At 42.8% G+C, this 15,135-nt stretch carries 17 protein-coding genes; 8 read left to right on the forward strand and 9 right to left on the reverse strand.

What is annotated here, in order from left to right; all coding sequences use genetic code 11:
- The first annotated feature begins 217 nt into the window (after positions 1 to 217).
- The 3 genes from Xets_RS24295 (at position 218) to pyrB (ending at position 1,890) form a co-directional block, all read left to right on the forward strand.
- Positions 218 to 481, forward strand: a complete 264-nt coding sequence (locus tag Xets_RS24295; protein ID WP_255430578.1) for a carboxymuconolactone decarboxylase family protein — start codon at positions 218 to 220, stop codon at positions 479 to 481.
- Between the two features lie 36 nt (positions 482 to 517).
- A complete protein-coding gene (locus Xets_RS24300; protein WP_255430579.1) occupies positions 518 to 646 on the forward strand; it encodes a hypothetical protein in 129 nt (42 codons plus the stop codon).
- Positions 647 to 945: 299 nt separating this feature from the next.
- The gene (gene pyrB, locus Xets_RS08095; RefSeq protein ID WP_187651426.1) at positions 946 to 1,890 is read left to right on the forward strand and encodes an aspartate carbamoyltransferase; all 945 of its coding nucleotides are present in this window, start codon (positions 946 to 948) and stop codon (positions 1,888 to 1,890) included.
- 173 nt (positions 1,891 to 2,063) lie between these two features.
- Here the strand turns inward: pyrB and Xets_RS08100 are convergent, their stop codons facing one another.
- From Xets_RS08100 to Xets_RS08110, 3 genes are all read right to left on the reverse strand, one after another.
- Positions 2,064 to 4,382 (reverse strand): FdhF/YdeP family oxidoreductase, encoded by a 2,319-nt coding sequence (locus tag Xets_RS08100; protein ID WP_187651427.1) that lies wholly within the window; start codon positions 4,380 to 4,382, stop codon positions 2,064 to 2,066.
- Positions 4,383 to 4,617: 235 nt separating this feature from the next.
- On the reverse strand, positions 4,618 to 5,835 hold the full coding sequence (locus Xets_RS08105; protein ID WP_099132608.1) for a DUF819 domain-containing protein: 1,218 nt from the start codon (positions 5,833 to 5,835) through the stop codon (positions 4,618 to 4,620).
- A 63-nt stretch (positions 5,836 to 5,898) separates the two neighbouring features.
- Complete coding sequence (locus Xets_RS08110) at positions 5,899 to 6,621, reverse strand: M15 family metallopeptidase (RefSeq protein WP_167450608.1); 723 nt, start codon at positions 6,619 to 6,621, stop codon at positions 5,899 to 5,901.
- A 260-nt stretch (positions 6,622 to 6,881) separates the two neighbouring features.
- On the opposite strand from Xets_RS08110, the gene pyrI reads away from it, so the two are divergent.
- The 4 genes from pyrI to nrdG all read left to right on the forward strand — a co-directional run bounded on the left by pyrI (position 6,882) and on the right by nrdG (position 10,525).
- Positions 6,882 to 7,346 (forward strand): aspartate carbamoyltransferase regulatory subunit, encoded by a 465-nt coding sequence (pyrI, locus tag Xets_RS08115; protein WP_187651428.1) that lies wholly within the window; start codon positions 6,882 to 6,884, stop codon positions 7,344 to 7,346.
- Between the two features lie 138 nt (positions 7,347 to 7,484).
- Entirely contained in the window at positions 7,485 to 7,871 is a 387-nt protein-coding gene (gene ridA / locus Xets_RS08120) for a 2-iminobutanoate/2-iminopropanoate deaminase (RefSeq protein WP_187651429.1), read from the forward strand.
- A 265-nt stretch (positions 7,872 to 8,136) separates the two neighbouring features.
- A complete protein-coding gene (gene nrdD, locus Xets_RS08125) occupies positions 8,137 to 10,059 on the forward strand; it encodes an anaerobic ribonucleoside-triphosphate reductase (protein ID WP_187651459.1) in 1,923 nt (640 codons plus the stop codon).
- A gap of 4 nt (positions 10,060 to 10,063) precedes the next feature.
- Positions 10,064 to 10,525: an anaerobic ribonucleoside-triphosphate reductase-activating protein gene (gene nrdG, locus Xets_RS08130; RefSeq protein ID WP_187651430.1), complete on the forward strand. Its 462-nt coding sequence runs from the start codon at positions 10,064 to 10,066 to the stop codon at positions 10,523 to 10,525.
- Here the strand turns inward: nrdG and Xets_RS08135 are convergent.
- Both Xets_RS08135 and Xets_RS08140 read right to left on the reverse strand, forming a co-directional pair.
- On the reverse strand, positions 10,522 to 10,953 hold the full coding sequence (locus tag Xets_RS08135) for a YhbP family protein (RefSeq protein ID WP_187651431.1): 432 nt from the start codon (positions 10,951 to 10,953) through the stop codon (positions 10,522 to 10,524). The genes nrdG and Xets_RS08135 overlap by 4 nt on opposite strands.
- 117 nt (positions 10,954 to 11,070) lie before the next feature.
- Positions 11,071 to 11,322 (reverse strand): YdgH/BhsA/McbA-like domain containing protein, encoded by a 252-nt coding sequence (locus Xets_RS08140; RefSeq protein ID WP_099132613.1) that lies wholly within the window; start codon positions 11,320 to 11,322, stop codon positions 11,071 to 11,073.
- Positions 11,323 to 11,604: 282 nt separating this feature from the next.
- Between Xets_RS08140 and Xets_RS08145 the strand changes: the two genes are divergently transcribed.
- Positions 11,605 to 11,961 carry a GIY-YIG nuclease family protein gene (locus tag Xets_RS08145; protein ID WP_099132614.1) on the forward strand — a complete coding sequence of 119 codons (357 nt, stop codon included), beginning with the start codon at positions 11,605 to 11,607 and terminating at the stop codon, positions 11,959 to 11,961.
- On the opposite strand, the gene Xets_RS08150 is transcribed toward Xets_RS08145, so the two are convergent.
- From Xets_RS08150 to Xets_RS08165, 4 genes are all read right to left on the reverse strand, one after another.
- Positions 11,924 to 12,433: a GNAT family N-acetyltransferase gene (locus Xets_RS08150; protein ID WP_099132615.1), complete on the reverse strand. Its 510-nt coding sequence runs from the start codon at positions 12,431 to 12,433 to the stop codon at positions 11,924 to 11,926. The two genes, Xets_RS08145 and Xets_RS08150, sit on opposite strands and share 38 nt — an antisense overlap.
- Positions 12,427 to 12,567, reverse strand: a complete 141-nt coding sequence (locus tag Xets_RS08155; protein ID WP_370588216.1) for a hypothetical protein — start codon at positions 12,565 to 12,567, stop codon at positions 12,427 to 12,429. Before Xets_RS08155 ends, Xets_RS08150 begins: the two co-directional genes overlap by 7 nt.
- 237 nt (positions 12,568 to 12,804) lie before the next feature.
- Positions 12,805 to 13,977: an ABC transporter permease gene (locus tag Xets_RS08160; RefSeq protein WP_099132616.1), complete on the reverse strand. Its 1,173-nt coding sequence runs from the start codon at positions 13,975 to 13,977 to the stop codon at positions 12,805 to 12,807.
- On the reverse strand, positions 13,977 to 15,122 hold the full coding sequence (locus Xets_RS08165) for an ABC transporter permease (RefSeq protein WP_099132617.1): 1,146 nt from the start codon (positions 15,120 to 15,122) through the stop codon (positions 13,977 to 13,979). Before Xets_RS08165 ends, Xets_RS08160 begins: the two co-directional genes overlap by 1 nt.
- Between the last annotated feature and the right edge of the window lie 13 nt (positions 15,123 to 15,135).

The following is a 15,135-nucleotide window of genomic DNA, read 5'->3' on the forward strand; positions in this document are numbered from 1 at the left end:
TTATCCTCTACCCAACAAAACACCCAAATGATAAAATCTTGTTGTGACATAGCCTTTTGTTCCTTTATTTCTCTTTGTTTGTCAACTTAAAGTTATAAAGGAGCGGCTATGTCATTTCAACTCACCATAAAAGTCGAGCATCGCGTGAAAATAGATTTATATTACCTATTTCTGGTTAACCCCCTTCGACAAAAAACAAAATATCAGAGAGATAAGAATGAATTATGCAAAAGTCTCACCCAGGATTGTTAACCCGTTATATAAAAGCTATGAAGAAATCCATGCCTCTGAACTGGATCAAGAGCTTGTTCTGTTGGTGGAAACACGGGTATCTCAAATTAATGGTTGTGCCTATTGTTGCCATCTTCATGCCGAAGCAATCCGCAAAGATCATGGTATAGAACAAGTAAAACTGGATAAGTTACCTGCATGGTTCAATTCCAGTATCTACAACCCAAAAGAAAAACTGGCATTGGAGTGATGTGAAGCCTTAACGACAAATCCTAGGCAAAGTATATTGGATAAGATCAAAGAACGCTTGGATGCTGTTTTTACAGAAAAAGAGATTGTTGACCTGACAGCAGCAATCTCTTTAATCAATGCTCTTAACAGAATGGCGGTCAGTTTAGGTGATCGAAACGAATAATCACATCATTATGCAGGCTATTTAACCTGGCCATTAATTGAAACAAAAATTTCTTCCGGCAATCCTTGCGATGAATGCTATCGTGAGTATAATGCGCGACGATTTGCTGGGAGAAAACATGAAAGATTGCGTTGTAAAAACTGTTAGAAAACACCAAGCTAACGAAGCTCTGTCTGCTGACAGCGTAAACGCGTTGTTTTTCCCATTGCTTAACCAAACATTTAAAAAGCCCCTCAATTGAGGGGCTTTTTTTTGCCTGTCCAGTCCAAGGCTAAAAGTCATAAAAGAGGAACGTAAACATGGCTAATCCGTTATATCGCAAGCATATCATTTCAATTAATGATCTGAGCCGCGCAGATCTGGAACTGGTATTGCAGACGGCCGCTGCATTAAAAGCCAATCCACAGACTGAATTACTGAAAAACAAAGTGATAGCAAGTTGCTTTTTTGAAGCCTCCACACGTACCCGCCTCTCTTTTGAAACTGCCATTCAGCGACTCGGCGCTTCCGTCGTGGGTTTTGCTGACAGTAGTAATACTTCATTGGGTAAAAAAGGAGAAACGTTGGCTGATACTATTTCCATTATCAGCCAATACGCCGATGCAATCGTTATGCGTCATCCACAGGAAGGTGCGGCACGACTGGCTTCTGAGTTTTCCGGCCATATCCCTGTTATCAACGCCGGCGATGGCGCAAACCAGCATCCGACCCAAACGTTGCTCGACCTGTTCACCATTCAGGAAACTCAGGGCAGGTTGGAAAACCTGAAAATTGCTATGGTCGGTGATTTGAAATATGGTCGTACCGTGCATTCACTGACACAAGCTCTGGCGAAATTTAATGGCAACCATTTCTGTTTTATCGCGCCAGATGCACTTGCAATGCCAGGCTATATTCTGCATATGCTGGAAGAAAAACAGGTGAGTTACAGCCTCCACAATAATTTTGAAGATGTGCTGTCCGAACTCGATATTCTGTATATGACCCGTGTCCAAAAAGAGCGTCTTGATCCTTCAGAATATGCCAATATCAAGGCTCAGTTTGTTCTGCGCGCAGCGGATCTGGAGAATGTTAAGGAAAACCTGAAAGTGCTGCACCCGCTACCACGTATCGATGAAATCACAGTAGATGTTGATAAAACACCATATGCTTACTACTTCCAGCAAGCAGGAAATGGCATCTTCGCCCGCCAGGCATTACTGTCACTGGTATTGAATGAAGATGTTGTTATAGAAAATAAATAGGCATCAATATGATGATTGGGGAAACTATTCCTTGATCATAATCGTACTTTCTTTGAAAAGATTTTTATCCCGCTCGGTTTTTAATGAAGAATACTTGTTATCTTCAAAAACCGAGCCTGAATCGACATATTACTAACTGTGATAGATAGGTAGGCAAAAGAGCCATAAACGTCTTATACAAGACGTTGAGGTTCAGACCCATTCGGTTCAGTAAGAGATAATTTCACCGGTACAGATTTTGAAGTTGGCGTGCCTGTACCATCACCAATACTTTCCATTGGGACTAATGGATTGGTTTCTGGATAATAAGCGGCAAGGTTTCCACGTGGAATGGTATAAGGCACTAATTTAAAGCCGGAAACTTTACGCTTGATACCGTCATTCCATACTGTTTCGATATCTACCAAATCACCGACCTGATATCCCAATTGAACAATATCTTCCGGATTCATGAACAACACTTCCCGCTGACCATAAACCCCTCGATAACGATCATCCAGCCCATAAATCGTGGTGTTATATTGATCGTGTGAACGCAAAGTTTGCAAAGTGAAAGGAACATCAGCGCCTTCAATTTGCGGGAACAGTGTTTTTGGCAGCGGTGCATGACTGAATTCAGCTTTTTGGCTCGGTGTTGCAAAACGTAATTCGGCAGCAGCATTACCAAGATAGAAACCGCCGGGATGTTCACATTTTTTATTAAAATCAGCAAACCCTGGAATAGTCGCTGCAATATGATCGCGAATTTTATTGTAATCTCCGGCTAATTCCAGCCAGTTAATCGTTGCGCGATTGCCGACTGTTGCATTGGCAATACCAGCAATAATCGCTGTTTCAGAACGCTGGCTATCAAATAATGGCTTATTTACGCCCTCTGAGGCATGAACCATGCTGAAAGAGTCTTCTACCGTCACAAACTGTGCGCCCGTAGCCTGAATATCTCGTTCGGTACGCCCCAATGTTGGCAGAATAAGGGCACCTTTTTTACCGGTAATAAGATGACTCCGGTTTAATTTTGTGCTGATGTGTACGGTCAAATCACAATGTCTAAGCGCGTCTTCTGTCCGTGCACTATCTGGAGCCGCTGCCGCAAGGTTTCCACCCAGTGCGATCAGAACTTTAACTTCATTACGCAACATGGCACTCAACGCTTCCACAACATGATGGCCATGTGCACGAGGTGGCTCAAAACCAAAATGAGCAGCCATGTTATCCAGGAAAAGTTGGGACGGTTTCTCATTTATTCCCATCGTCCGGTTACCCTGTACATTACTGTGACCACGTACCGGACAAAGCCCTGCGCCCGATTTACCCAATTGACCAAAAAGCAATTGAAGGTTAACGATTTCACGTACCGTAACCAAAGAGTGTTTATGTTGGGTTATCCCCATTGCCCAGGTACAGATGACACGCCCAGCACTCTGATAAATGGTAGCCGCCTCACGCAATTGTGCTTCGGTTAATCCCGATTGATCTTCAATCAATGACCATGCGGTTGCTGCAACTTCTTGTAAGTAAGCATCCACTCCGTTGGTGTAAGTTGCGATGAATTCCAGATCAAAAATACCTGATTTTCCTTCAGCCAGCAGGACGTTATGGGTTTCCAAAAGTGCTTTGACTATCCCTCGCACCCCAGCCATATCGCCACCAAGTTTGGGCTGATAGTAACGGTGGCTAATTTCCCCTGCCATTGGAGTGATCACTTCGAGCGGTTTTTGTGGATCAGCGAAACGTTCCAGCCCGCGCTCACGCAGGGTATTAAACGTAACGATGTGTGCTCCGCGCTCAGCAGCATGTCGTAAGCTATGCAGCATTCGCGGGTGGTTTGTTCCGGGGTTTTGACCAAATACAAAGATAGCATCAGCATGATCAAAATCTTGCAGCCGAACGGTGCCTTTCCCAACGCCTAAGCTTTCCAACATACCGGAACCGCTGGCTTCATGGCACATATTGGAGCAATCCGGGAAGTTATTGGTTCCCATGACACGCCCAAACAATTGATACAGCCAGGAAGCCTCATTACTGGCGCGCCCCGAAGTGTATAGTTCAAGCTGATTGGGGTTATCCATCGCCTTAATGTGGCTGGCAATCAGGGCAAAAGCATCATCCCAACTTATCGGCTCATAATGATCCGTCTGCGGGTTATAGCTCATCGGCTCAACCACTCTCCCCTGATATTCAAGGAAATAATCGCTTTGTTGGTAAAGTTGACTAACGCTATGGGTTGCGAAGAATTTTCGATCAACATACCGACGTGTCGCTTCCCAAGTGACTGCCTTGGCACCGTTTTCACAAAAACTAAATAGGCTTTTGTTGTCATCCCCCCATGCGCATCCGGGGCAATCAAAGCCTCTGGGCTTGTTCATGCGCATCAGGTTAACCATATTTTTCAGTGCTCGTTTACTATCAAAGACAAAACGGGTTGTTGCCTCCAGCGAACCCCAACCACCAGCAGCCGCATGGTAAGGTTTTATTTTTGATTTGAATTTCATAAAAATCTCTATTTTTTATGTCGCGACCAATACAATTAGGCCACATCTTTACAGGTGAACCAATAACGTCGATTTCATTCATTGGCGGCTTACCACCGCTGTGATCATACTCCTATCTGCCCATTGTGATAATTATTCCGTGGTTATATCACGAAAAAACCGAGTTATTAGGCTTGAGAGAAAAAGAAGAACACGGGTATAACGATTGGAATCACTAAAACAGAAATATGCCACATCACAAATTACCTACCATAAAATAAACGAACGTTCCCACATAATTACCAATGACATAGCCAACAGTACCAATCACCATAATCGGGCCGACCAGATTAATCCAACCACGGCTAATTGCCATCGCTGCTGCGGTAGTTGGCCCGCCGATATTGGCATTACACGCCAAAATGTTTTCCTCAAGGCTGAATTTAAACACTTTTCCCACGGCAAAAGTCAGTATCAAGTTCAGCATAGTAATCACAAAGACGAAGGCAAATAGGAGTGGCGCATGGCTGATAATGACTTGAACAGATGCAGGTATGCCAATCACAACAAAAAACATATAAATGGCGTAAGTCCCCAATTCCTGAGTGCCATTCAGTTTGCTAAATGTCTCTTTAAATATTGAGACAATAATAAAAGTGACGGTAGTCAGAAGCAGGTATTTATCGGAAATCAGGCTGAAAACCAGCTCTTGGTAAACGTTGTTTGGCTGCCCAAGCAAGGCTTTTAACCATGATGAAAGCTGAAATGATAGCGCAACGATAAAAATTGACCATGCCAGCGATATAGCAATGTCTTTCAGGGCGATATTTTTTGGTTTCCAATAAGCAGCCGCCAAGGGTTGGGATTTATCTAAATTAGGCGTATTTTCAACCAAATCGGTATATGGACTGCCCCAGAATTTTCTCGCCACTGTCCAACCAGATAAAAGCATCAGGATAATAAAATAAGCGGCCATCATAAAATGATCAGCAACGATGGTAGAGGCCACCATGTCCTGGGAAGTTTCCAGCTTGGCGGCCATTGCCGCAAAGTTAACTCCTCCTCCCGTATAAGAAGCCGATATCATGCCACTGATTTTATCTAACTCTGGTATGTAAACCCTGAAAAGCCAGAAGGAGACGATTGTACCAATCATGGTCGCAACGGAAGAAATCAGGAAAAGTATCAGTAATCGTCCACTTTCTTTAAGAATAGTGTGCAGGTTGGTTTTAAATAATAATAAGGGGATTGCCAGGGGCAGGATATATCCCCAAACAGCATCGTAAGCCGGTGCTTCGGTAGGAATGATATTTAAATTGGAAGCCAAGACAGCAACGATCAATGCAATCACTGCTCCCGGTATTTTAGATGCCCATTTAAAACGCTGTTCTGCCATTATGGCGGCAGCGACAACAATCATAATAAAAGCCCACAGCATTAATGAATTGTCAGCTGTGATGAATGTATTTTTCATTATTTTTTCCCGATATTTTTTAAATAAAAAAGAAGATATTCACGCACTGACTCATTCAATGATTTACTTATTCAAATAGTCTGAAGTTTCATCTATTGCTCCATAAATAGCTGTCCGATTGTTATAAAATGCCCACATGGAGTTACCGTAATCATAATGCCACCACTCAGTCGGTAAATTGGTAAATCCTACTTGCTTCATGGCGTGGTAGAGTAATCGGCGATATAAAGTGGCAGACATATTTTTTTCAGGGGCTTTTTCCAATGCAGCGGTGTAGGAAAGTTCATTCACTTCATCAAACTCTGTCCCCAAAAAAAGTGCATGACCAGATTCTATATTAAAGAGCGTGACATCCACTGCACCTCCTGTCAGATGTGGGCTGATTTGATTTTTTCCTACTGGCGCTGGAGCTACAAATTGCTGTAATAGTTTATGCTGTTCCTCAGCCGATAATTCAGTATATTGCTCTGCGATCTTTACCTGCGTTATCTCTTGCAATGCTTGCTGAGTTTCCCGTGAACGCCAGCCATCCAATACTAAAATCCCCAAATGAGCAGGAAGTAACTGTGATGCTATCCTTAATTTTTCGGCCACACTTTTTCTTACCATACAATATTCAATAGAGCCTTTTATTCCTGCCAGATAATAAACCGATTTTTGTTTTAATTTATTCGAATCAGTAATGATTTCTAAAGATTCATGGCATTCATAAATAGGAATTTCATTAATTATTTTCCAATCAAAATCACCCTCTACCGAGATTTTTTCCGCAGCATTTTTTCCCACGTTTATATTTCCAGAAGAAGCAGATAGCAACATGTTCAACCTTACACTGTGATATTGGTATTGATTTCATTTAAGTAACAATATATTTACAGGTTAGCAACAGAAGTGCTATCCATCAAATTTTATTTATTTTCTATTATTGAGTTAAATCGTCTTTTATATTCAAAAGGTAATCAGGTGAAATGCCAAATCGTCTATGACAAAATAAGCCGACCCTAATATCTGGAGGAGGAATACCGAAACGGTATTCATGACACAACATGACGCAAGACCATCAACTACAAGTAGAAGCCATTAAATGTGGCACGGTTATCGATCACATCCCAGCCCACGTCGGCTTTAAGTTATTGTCACTGTTCAAACTCACCGAAACAGACCAGCGCATTACGATTGGCCTGAATCTGCCTTCCAACCATTTGGGTAAAAAAGATCTGATCAAGATTGAAAACACCTTTCTGACAGAACAACAGGCAAACCAACTCGCCATGTATGCACCCAATGCCACAATCAATAATATTGAGAATTACGTTGTGGTCAAAAAGATGCAAATCAACTTGCCCGACAGAATCGACAGTGTCCTTGTCTGCCCAAACAGTAATTGCATCAGCCATAATGAACCTGTCGACAGCAGCTTCTATGTTATGTCAGAAAAAGACGATGTGGTGTTGCGCTGTAAGTACTGTGAGAAAGAGTTTGATCGTCAAGCCGTTATCGATAACGATTAATCTCCGATTCAAACAATCTATCCGCTGCCAGTTCACGTAATCTGTAAGAATGTCCTGTATCAATTGATGCGGGACAGAGGATCACTATAATGGCGATCCAGAAAATTTTTCCATTTAGATGTCAAACAGGAGTTTCGAATGTCACGTTCTATCCATACCGAAAATGCACCAGCAGCAATCGGCCCTTATGTTCAGGGTGTTGATCTGGGTAGCATGGTTATCACTTCCGGCCAAATCCCTGTTGATCCAAAAACCGGTGCTATCCCTGAAGAGGTGACTGCTCAAGCCCGTCAATCTTTGGAAAACGTTAAAGCTATTATTGAACAATCTGGCTTGAAAGTCACTGATATCGTAAAAACCACCGTGTTTGTTAAGGATCTGAATGACTTCGCGGCCGTGAACGCAACTTACGAAGCGTTCTTCGCTGAACACAATGCACCGTTCCCTGCCCGTTCATGTGTTGAAGTTGCCCGTCTGCCAAAAGACGTGAAAATCGAAATCGAAGCTATCGCCATTCGTGGCTAATTTGTCGTTTTCTCAACCCTGATAACTCCGGTATCAGGGTTGTTATTCCCGTCTCATCTTCCTCCCCCTCATAATCTTCCCTTTCTCTGTCTTGGATCAATTTTTTAGGTTGTATATTAGCTTATAAAAGCTACATATTGTGTTTTAATATAAAATAACCACTACATATAGTATTTATACACAAAATTATCCACATTAAAGCAGAAAGCGAGCCTTCATCTCATTTTGGCCTGTGGATAACATATTGAGGAGCCATATCGTGAAAATGGTTGTGACGCAACAGGATGACGTTAGTAAGGGCAATACCTCTGAACAGGCTTCCCATACATGGCATGATCGGTTAGATCAAGAAATTCGGGGTCTGATCGAGCAAAGCAATTTCTCTCTTCTCAATGAAAATGCCAATAAAGACAGTAAGGTAATTCCAACCCAGCGTGATTTATTGGCTGGAATTGTCGCCCGACAATATGCCAAGCAACATATTCTGCCACATGATGTAGTGCAGGCACACGATAGAGGAGAAATTCACTATCATGATCTGGATTACGCCCCGTTTTTTCCTATGTTCAACTGTATGCTGATCGATTTGCAGGACATGCTGACTAACGGCTTTAAAATGGGCAATGCGGAAATTGAACCGCCCAAATCCATTTCTACCGCCACTGCGGTCACCGCCCAAATCATCGCACAAGTTGCCAGCCACATTTATGGTGGCACAACCATTAATCGTATTGATGAAGTCCTCGCCCCTTTTGTGAAGGCCAGTTATGACAAACATCTGGCCATTGCCAAAGAGTGGAATATTGCCGATCAGCTTGCCTATGCAGAAGCCCGCACGGAAAAAGAGTGTTATGACGCCTTCCAGTCTCTGGAATATGAAGTCAATACGCTGCATACCGCCAATGGACAAACACCATTTGTCACTTTCGGTTTCGGATTGGGGACAACCAACGAAGCCCGCCTGATTCAAATTTCAATTCTGCGCAACCGCATTGCGGGTTTGGGAAAAAACCGTAAGACCGCCGTTTTCCCCAAACTGGTTTTTACCATTCGTGATGGATTGAATCACCGGTTTGGTGATCCCCACTATGACATCAAATTACTGGCCCTGGAATGTGCCAGTAAACGCATGTATCCCGATATCCTCAATTATGATCAAGTGATCAAAGTAACAGGATCATTTAAAACGCCAATGGGTTGCCGCAGTTTTCTCAGCGTGTATGAGGAAAACGGTCAGCAAATTCACGAAGGGCGTAACAATTTAGGCGTTATCAGCCTGAACCTTCCCCGCATTGCGCTCGAAGCTAAGGGTAACGAAGCTGATTTTTGGCAAATTTTGGATCAACGCTTGTCACTCGCCAAAAAAGCGCTGATAACCCGAATTTCTCGCCTCGAAAATACCAAGGCTCGCGTTGCCCCGATCCTCTATATGGAAGGTGCATGTGGTGTACGCCTGAAAGCAGATGACAATATTGCCGATATTTTCAAACAGGGCCGTGCTTCTATTTCGTTGGGCTATATTGGCATTCATGAAACAATAAATGCGTTATATGGTAATCACATTCACCTGTTTGATGATCAACAGCGCCAGCAGAAAGCCATCTCTATTGTTAAACACTTACGTAACGCCGTCGATCAGTGGAAGCGGGAGACGGGTTATGGGTTTAGTTTGTACAGTACACCAAGCGAGAATTTATGTGACCGCTTCTGCCGTTTGGATACCGCTGAATTTGGCATCATCCAAGGTGTCACCGATAAGGGCTATTATACCAACAGCTTCCATCTGGATGTGGAAAGGAAGGTTAATCCCTATGATAAGCTGGACTTTGAAGCACCCTATCCACCATTAGCAAACGGTGGTTTTATTTGCTACGGCGAGTATCCCAATCTGCAACATAATTTGAAAGCATTAGAAGATGTCTGGGATTACAGTTATTCACGTGTGCCTTACTATGGCACCAATACGCCAATTGATGAGTGTTATCAATGTGGTTTTACCGGTGAGTTTGCCTGTACCAGTAAGGGATTCACCTGTCCCCAATGTGGCAATCATGATCCAGCCCATGTTTCAGTTATTCGCCGTGTTTGTGGTTACCTCGGCAGCCCGGATGCCCGCCCATTCAATGCCGGTAAGCAGGAGGAAGTGAAACGCCGCGTGAAACATCTCGGCAATGGGCAAATAGGTTAATAGCATGAATTATCATCAATATTATCCGCTTGATGTGGTAAATGGCCCCGGAACTCGTTGTACGCTGTTCGTATCAGGTTGTTTGCATCAATGCCGTGGCTGCTACAACCAAAGTACATGGCGAATCGATTCAGGCCAGCCTTTTACGCAAGCAATCGAAGATCAGATCATCGCTGACCTAAAAGATCATCGTATTAAACGGCAAGGTCTGTCACTGTCTGGTGGTGATCCTCTGCATCCCCATAATGTTCCCCACATACTGCAACTGGTTAAACGTGTACAGGAAGAATGCCCAGATAAGGATATCTGGCTATGGACAGGTTATGTCCTTAATGAATTAAGTGAAATTCAACAAGAAGTTATCAGTTATATCCATGTGGTAGTGGATGGGAAATTTGAACAAGCGCTGTATGATCCCTCGTTAATCTGGCGAGGCAGCCATAATCAGGTTATCCACTATTTTTAACGCTGCCAATGCAATTTTTTGCCAAAACCGAGGGTATTATTCACCATTTTAATTTCATTGATATTGAGCTGCCAGATTGGGGACTTGGCTGCCAAAGCAATGGGAAAACGGCGGCAATAACGTGCTCTGGCGATAGTTTCAGCTTCACCTGCCAATGGAATGACTTCACCACGAAATTGAACACCCTTGATTTGCGCGATATTGCGTGTTTGGCCGGCAACAGTACCTGCAACGATAGGATTGTTTTGCATCATCTGGCCGTGGCGGGTATCAGATTCCGTCATAAACCAGAACGCCATGCTATCAGCATCAAAAACATAAAAACAGTTCGCACACCATAAATCCTGGGTTGAAGAAGTGCAAAGAGTAAATACATGCTGCCTGGCAAGATATCGGCTAATTATTAAAATTTCTTTATTTAAATCCATATATTTCCATACCGTTATTTTATTTAAGCCATAACAGAACACGACAGGCGCCTTATCCAGTTACGTGTTCTGAATTTGACTCAATAAATCCTGAGGTTTGTATAGAAACACTATAAATTATTTATAAATTTCGGCAACTCCACTGAGTTGATTCTGGCCATTTGCAGACACAACACGGAAATGAGTTGCTCCAGCTTCATCAGCTTTTTTGGATAACTCTGCGGTCAGGCTATCTAGTGTCTCTGCACCACTCACTGAAACAACCCCGATCTTTTCTCCCTTAGCAACCTGAACTTCAGTAGCAGCAAAAGAACCGGAATAAACCGCACTTAATGCTAAAATAGCGATAATAGTTTTTACATTTTTCATATTTTGCTCCTCTACTCATTTTTAACATGGCATTAATCTCTTGTAATTGTGAGCATGTTATACGCTTGTTCAGAATATTATAATTAGCAATTGTTGCTATATTTTTTCAATTTTTTTGAACAAAAAACACTGACACTGGTTAATGAATGACATATAATTTTAATAAATTCATTTTGTTATATTTAAAAATCATCAAAAACTCAGCTTATAATCACACTTATCACTGAAATATGCGTTAATTTCCTACATAAATTAAATTGCTAAAATTATTAAAAATAAATAATGAATATTAAAGTATCTCACTGGTATATTTATCTGATCAGAACACGGGATGGGAGCCTGTATACCGGAATAACCAACAATATCTCTTGTCGATTTAAGCAACATGCAGCCGGAAAAGGCGCAAAATACCTGAAAGGAAAAGCCCCCTTGACGTTGGTCTATCAAAGTCAGGTGGGGGATAAAAGTGTGGCATTAAAAATGGAATATCGCGTGAAAAAACTGAGTAAGCAACAAAAAGAAAGGCTAGTGATAGACCAGCCTCTCTGCATAACGACTTATTTAACAAAAATCAGTTCATCTGAGAAGCTTTTCACTCAGGTTATGCCCACAGGTGAGCAAAATGGGCTGGATAAGTAACCAAACCATGACAGTCTCCCTGTGAAATATCAGCCAGGGGATAGATCAAGAAGTAATCCTCACAATCAGGCCATTGGCAATGCACTTGATATTCACTAGCAAGTTTAAAACCCAAACGGCAGTAGTATTGAGGCTCCCCCAGCACTACAACCGCTCCATATCCAAACTCGTTCAGGCTATCTAGTCCTTCATAAACCAATTTTTCACCAAGCCCATGACAACGATACGGTTCCGCCACTGCCAATGGCGCCAAACCTACCCATTGATGATCTTCACCATTGATATCAACAGGTGCGAAACCGGCATAACCAATCACATGGCCTTCATCGTCGGTCGCAACAATACCTAGTGTCAATAAACCATCTTCTCTTAGTTGATGAATTAACTCAGCTTCTGCCGATGTTTCAAAAGATTGGCGTAACAAACAATCAATCCCCATAGCATCGACAGGAATTTCGACCCTGATTAACATGACGATAACGCGCGATCGTTCTGATCAGCGCCCTCTTTCTGTCCCACTTTGATCAATTCAGCCAGACGCAATAGACCAAAGCGAAGGATGGATGGCATAGATCCCACTTCAATGGAATCCATCTGATTTTTCACATGTAGTCCCAATTCTGTATTCCCTTCAACCCATAAACGATGCTGAAAAACAATGTATCAGGAAAGAGATTAATAGAGAAAAGGAGTTGCTTACAATGTGAAATTCGATGATAAATCCCTTATTAAAAAACGTCTACCGAACGAATCGCAACAGCCTTACAGACATTCAAATCCCCTGTAGAATTTGAATGATCAAATATCCCTGTCGGCTTCTTTATGGATGTGATTTTATGGATATTACGATGAAAAGAACTGTTTAATACGCTGGATGATACAACGAAATTCTTTATTGCGCAGCATACCAACCAAAATGCCTAAAACCATATACATCACACCAAGCAGTAACATCATACCGATATCTTTGTATACATTGTGCAATGGCAATCCCATTTGATTAACCCCTGCTATTGCTTTTGTCGCCCATGTCGAGGGCAATGCCAATGAGATCACCCTGACCCAATCAGGCATCGCCTGGGGCGGCCAGATTGTGCCGGAAATATAGAAGATTGGCGTGGTAATAAAAGCCAGCGTTAAATAAATCATTTCCACGCTACGCAAACATTCTGTCACCAATTTTCCCAATCCCAATACCGTCAACAAGAATGGAAATGTCAGTAAAAGCACAAGGTAAATCGGTGCATCCTGCCGATACCCCAATATCCACGGCCACAGGATAAAAAAGATCACTGACAGAAATAGCCAGATAGGGATCAAAGCGGACAATGTTCCTAAATAGACGGGTAACGGCGGATTACCTTTGGGCGTTTCCCGCAGGGTAATACTGACGCGAACACAAGCTACTAACAAAGAGTGTTGCAACAGCATGACCAATAAACCAGGAAATATGATTGCAGCATAGCTGACACCCGGATTAAATAACCCAATAGTTTCACTTCGAATCGGTTGTAGCAAAGTTTTCACCTGCTCAATGCTGAAACCCGATTGCAAAAGTAATTTGCCGTTGTATTCTGACAAAAGTTGTTGATAAGCCAGTGCCAAATCCTGTTGGATCTGCCCATTGGCGAGACGATTTGTCGCATCACCATAAACCGGCACAGTGACATTCTGTCCACTCAACAGACGTTTTTCAAAATCCACCGGCACGATGATAATGGCAAAGATTGTGCGCTGTAGCATGTCACGACGGGCATCATCGAGATTGCTGTAGATTTGGGGTGCCACTTTTGCCATGGAATCAATACGGCGGATCAGCGTGCGACTCGCATGGCTGTTATCCTGATCGATCACTGCAATCGGTAAGTCCCACAAAGAAGGACGAATGTAGACCAGGCTCATCACACATAGCGAAACAATCAACAGCAACCACATGGGTTTTTCCAGCATCCCCAAAAATACATCGCGCAGGGTCTGCCAATACAACGCCCAATTTGTTTGCCCATTACTCGACATTATGCGGTTCCCTCTGATCGATTAAGGCGCTGCCACAAGCGATTGCGAATCAAAAGGCCACAAACCGCAGGATAGATCATCAATATCAGGCAAACATGCAAAATAATCTGTAGTGATACCTCTCGCAGGAAGATATCAAACATGGCATTCAAAGCATAAGTTAATGGCTCAAGAGTAGAGATAACCCTCGCGGGCCATACCATAGAGAGTGTTGGCACGAGCATGCCAGAAAACGTCATCGCAATACTGACTAACATCCCAATCAAGGTATAGGCAGTTATTGCACTGTTGGTGAAGGTAAACAGCAATAGGCCAATGCTTTGTGCAGCAATCACATAGAAAAATCCAACAATCGGCATATACAAAGGATTACCCGCTACTTTTGCTCCCGAAAAAAGAACCAGTGCCGTAATTTCCACCATCAATAGCAGTGTGAAAATCAAGGTATAAGGCGCCAATTTTCCCAACAATGCTCCGATGAAATATCTCGTTTCCAAGAGCTGTTTTCCTCTGGCCATTGTATAGATAGTACATGTGACGACAAAAAGTTGTAATAGATGAATGGTTGCCGCAAATTGCTGGTAATAGATATAACTGCCGCTGGCGTTAAACAAGCTGTCATAGGACATGGTTGCTTTAGCTAATGGAGGTAACTGCCGGCCTATTTCGGAAGCAATGATTGTACGGTATTTTGCATTAGTTTCCGCCACCAATCCGCTGAAATCCTGAGTCGAGTAGCGACCTGCGCCATAAAATAGGGCGTTGTAATACATACTTACCGTCGGCTGTTTCCCGCTTAAAGCATCTTTTTCAAAATCCTCAGGGATATAAAGTAGGGAGTAATCCTGCGCCCTACGCAAACGTTCTATAGATTCTGGTAAGCTATTGTCATAAGACTTAATATTCGCATGGGGTGCAGCATCCAAGTTACGGATAAAAGTGCGTGACAGCGTACTCTGGTCATTATCCACAACCGAAACAGGCAAATTAAACAGTGTTCCTTCTGAATAATTAGCACTAATTAAGATAAACAGCAGCAAAGGAAACAGCCACCCTAGCCAGTGAAAAACCGGACTATGCAGCGCAGTACTAAATTCTCGCGTAAATTCCTGTTCGAAACTGCTCCACACCGCTTTTCTATTCATCAGGCGGCCCTTA

The sequence above is a fragment of the Xenorhabdus sp. TS4 genome (genome assembly GCF_014467265.1).
In the GTDB taxonomy this organism is placed as follows: Bacteria; Pseudomonadota; Gammaproteobacteria; order Enterobacterales; family Enterobacteriaceae; genus Xenorhabdus; species Xenorhabdus ehlersii.

What these genes read in the sequence shown, in the direction of transcription:
- Xets_RS24295 (WP_255430578.1), top strand. Translation starts at nt 218, where the DNA reads ATGAATTATGCAAAAGTCTCACCCAGGATTGTTAACCCGTTATATAAA.
- pyrB (WP_187651426.1), top strand. Translation starts at nt 946, where the DNA reads ATGGCTAATCCGTTATATCGCAAGCATATCATTTCAATTAATGATCTG.
- Xets_RS08100 (WP_187651427.1), bottom strand. Translation starts at nt 4,382, where the DNA reads ATGAAATTCAAATCAAAAATAAAACCTTACCATGCGGCTGCTGGTGGT.
- Xets_RS08105 (WP_099132608.1), bottom strand. Translation starts at nt 5,835, where the DNA reads ATGAAAAATACATTCATCACAGCTGACAATTCATTAATGCTGTGGGCT.
- pyrI (WP_187651428.1), top strand. Translation starts at nt 6,882, where the DNA reads ATGACGCAAGACCATCAACTACAAGTAGAAGCCATTAAATGTGGCACG.
- ridA (WP_187651429.1), top strand. Translation starts at nt 7,485, where the DNA reads ATGTCACGTTCTATCCATACCGAAAATGCACCAGCAGCAATCGGCCCT.
- nrdD (WP_187651459.1), top strand. Translation starts at nt 8,137, where the DNA reads ATGGTTGTGACGCAACAGGATGACGTTAGTAAGGGCAATACCTCTGAA.
- nrdG (WP_187651430.1), top strand. Translation starts at nt 10,064, where the DNA reads ATGAATTATCATCAATATTATCCGCTTGATGTGGTAAATGGCCCCGGA.
- Xets_RS08135 (WP_187651431.1), bottom strand. Translation starts at nt 10,953, where the DNA reads ATGGATTTAAATAAAGAAATTTTAATAATTAGCCGATATCTTGCCAGG.
- Xets_RS08140 (WP_099132613.1), bottom strand. Translation starts at nt 11,322, where the DNA reads ATGAAAAATGTAAAAACTATTATCGCTATTTTAGCATTAAGTGCGGTT.
- Xets_RS08145 (WP_099132614.1), top strand. Translation starts at nt 11,605, where the DNA reads ATGAATATTAAAGTATCTCACTGGTATATTTATCTGATCAGAACACGG.
- Xets_RS08150 (WP_099132615.1), bottom strand. Translation starts at nt 12,433, where the DNA reads ATGTTAATCAGGGTCGAAATTCCTGTCGATGCTATGGGGATTGATTGT.
- Xets_RS08160 (WP_099132616.1), bottom strand. Translation starts at nt 13,977, where the DNA reads ATGTCGAGTAATGGGCAAACAAATTGGGCGTTGTATTGGCAGACCCTG.
- Xets_RS08165 (WP_099132617.1), bottom strand. Translation starts at nt 15,122, where the DNA reads ATGAATAGAAAAGCGGTGTGGAGCAGTTTCGAACAGGAATTTACGCGA.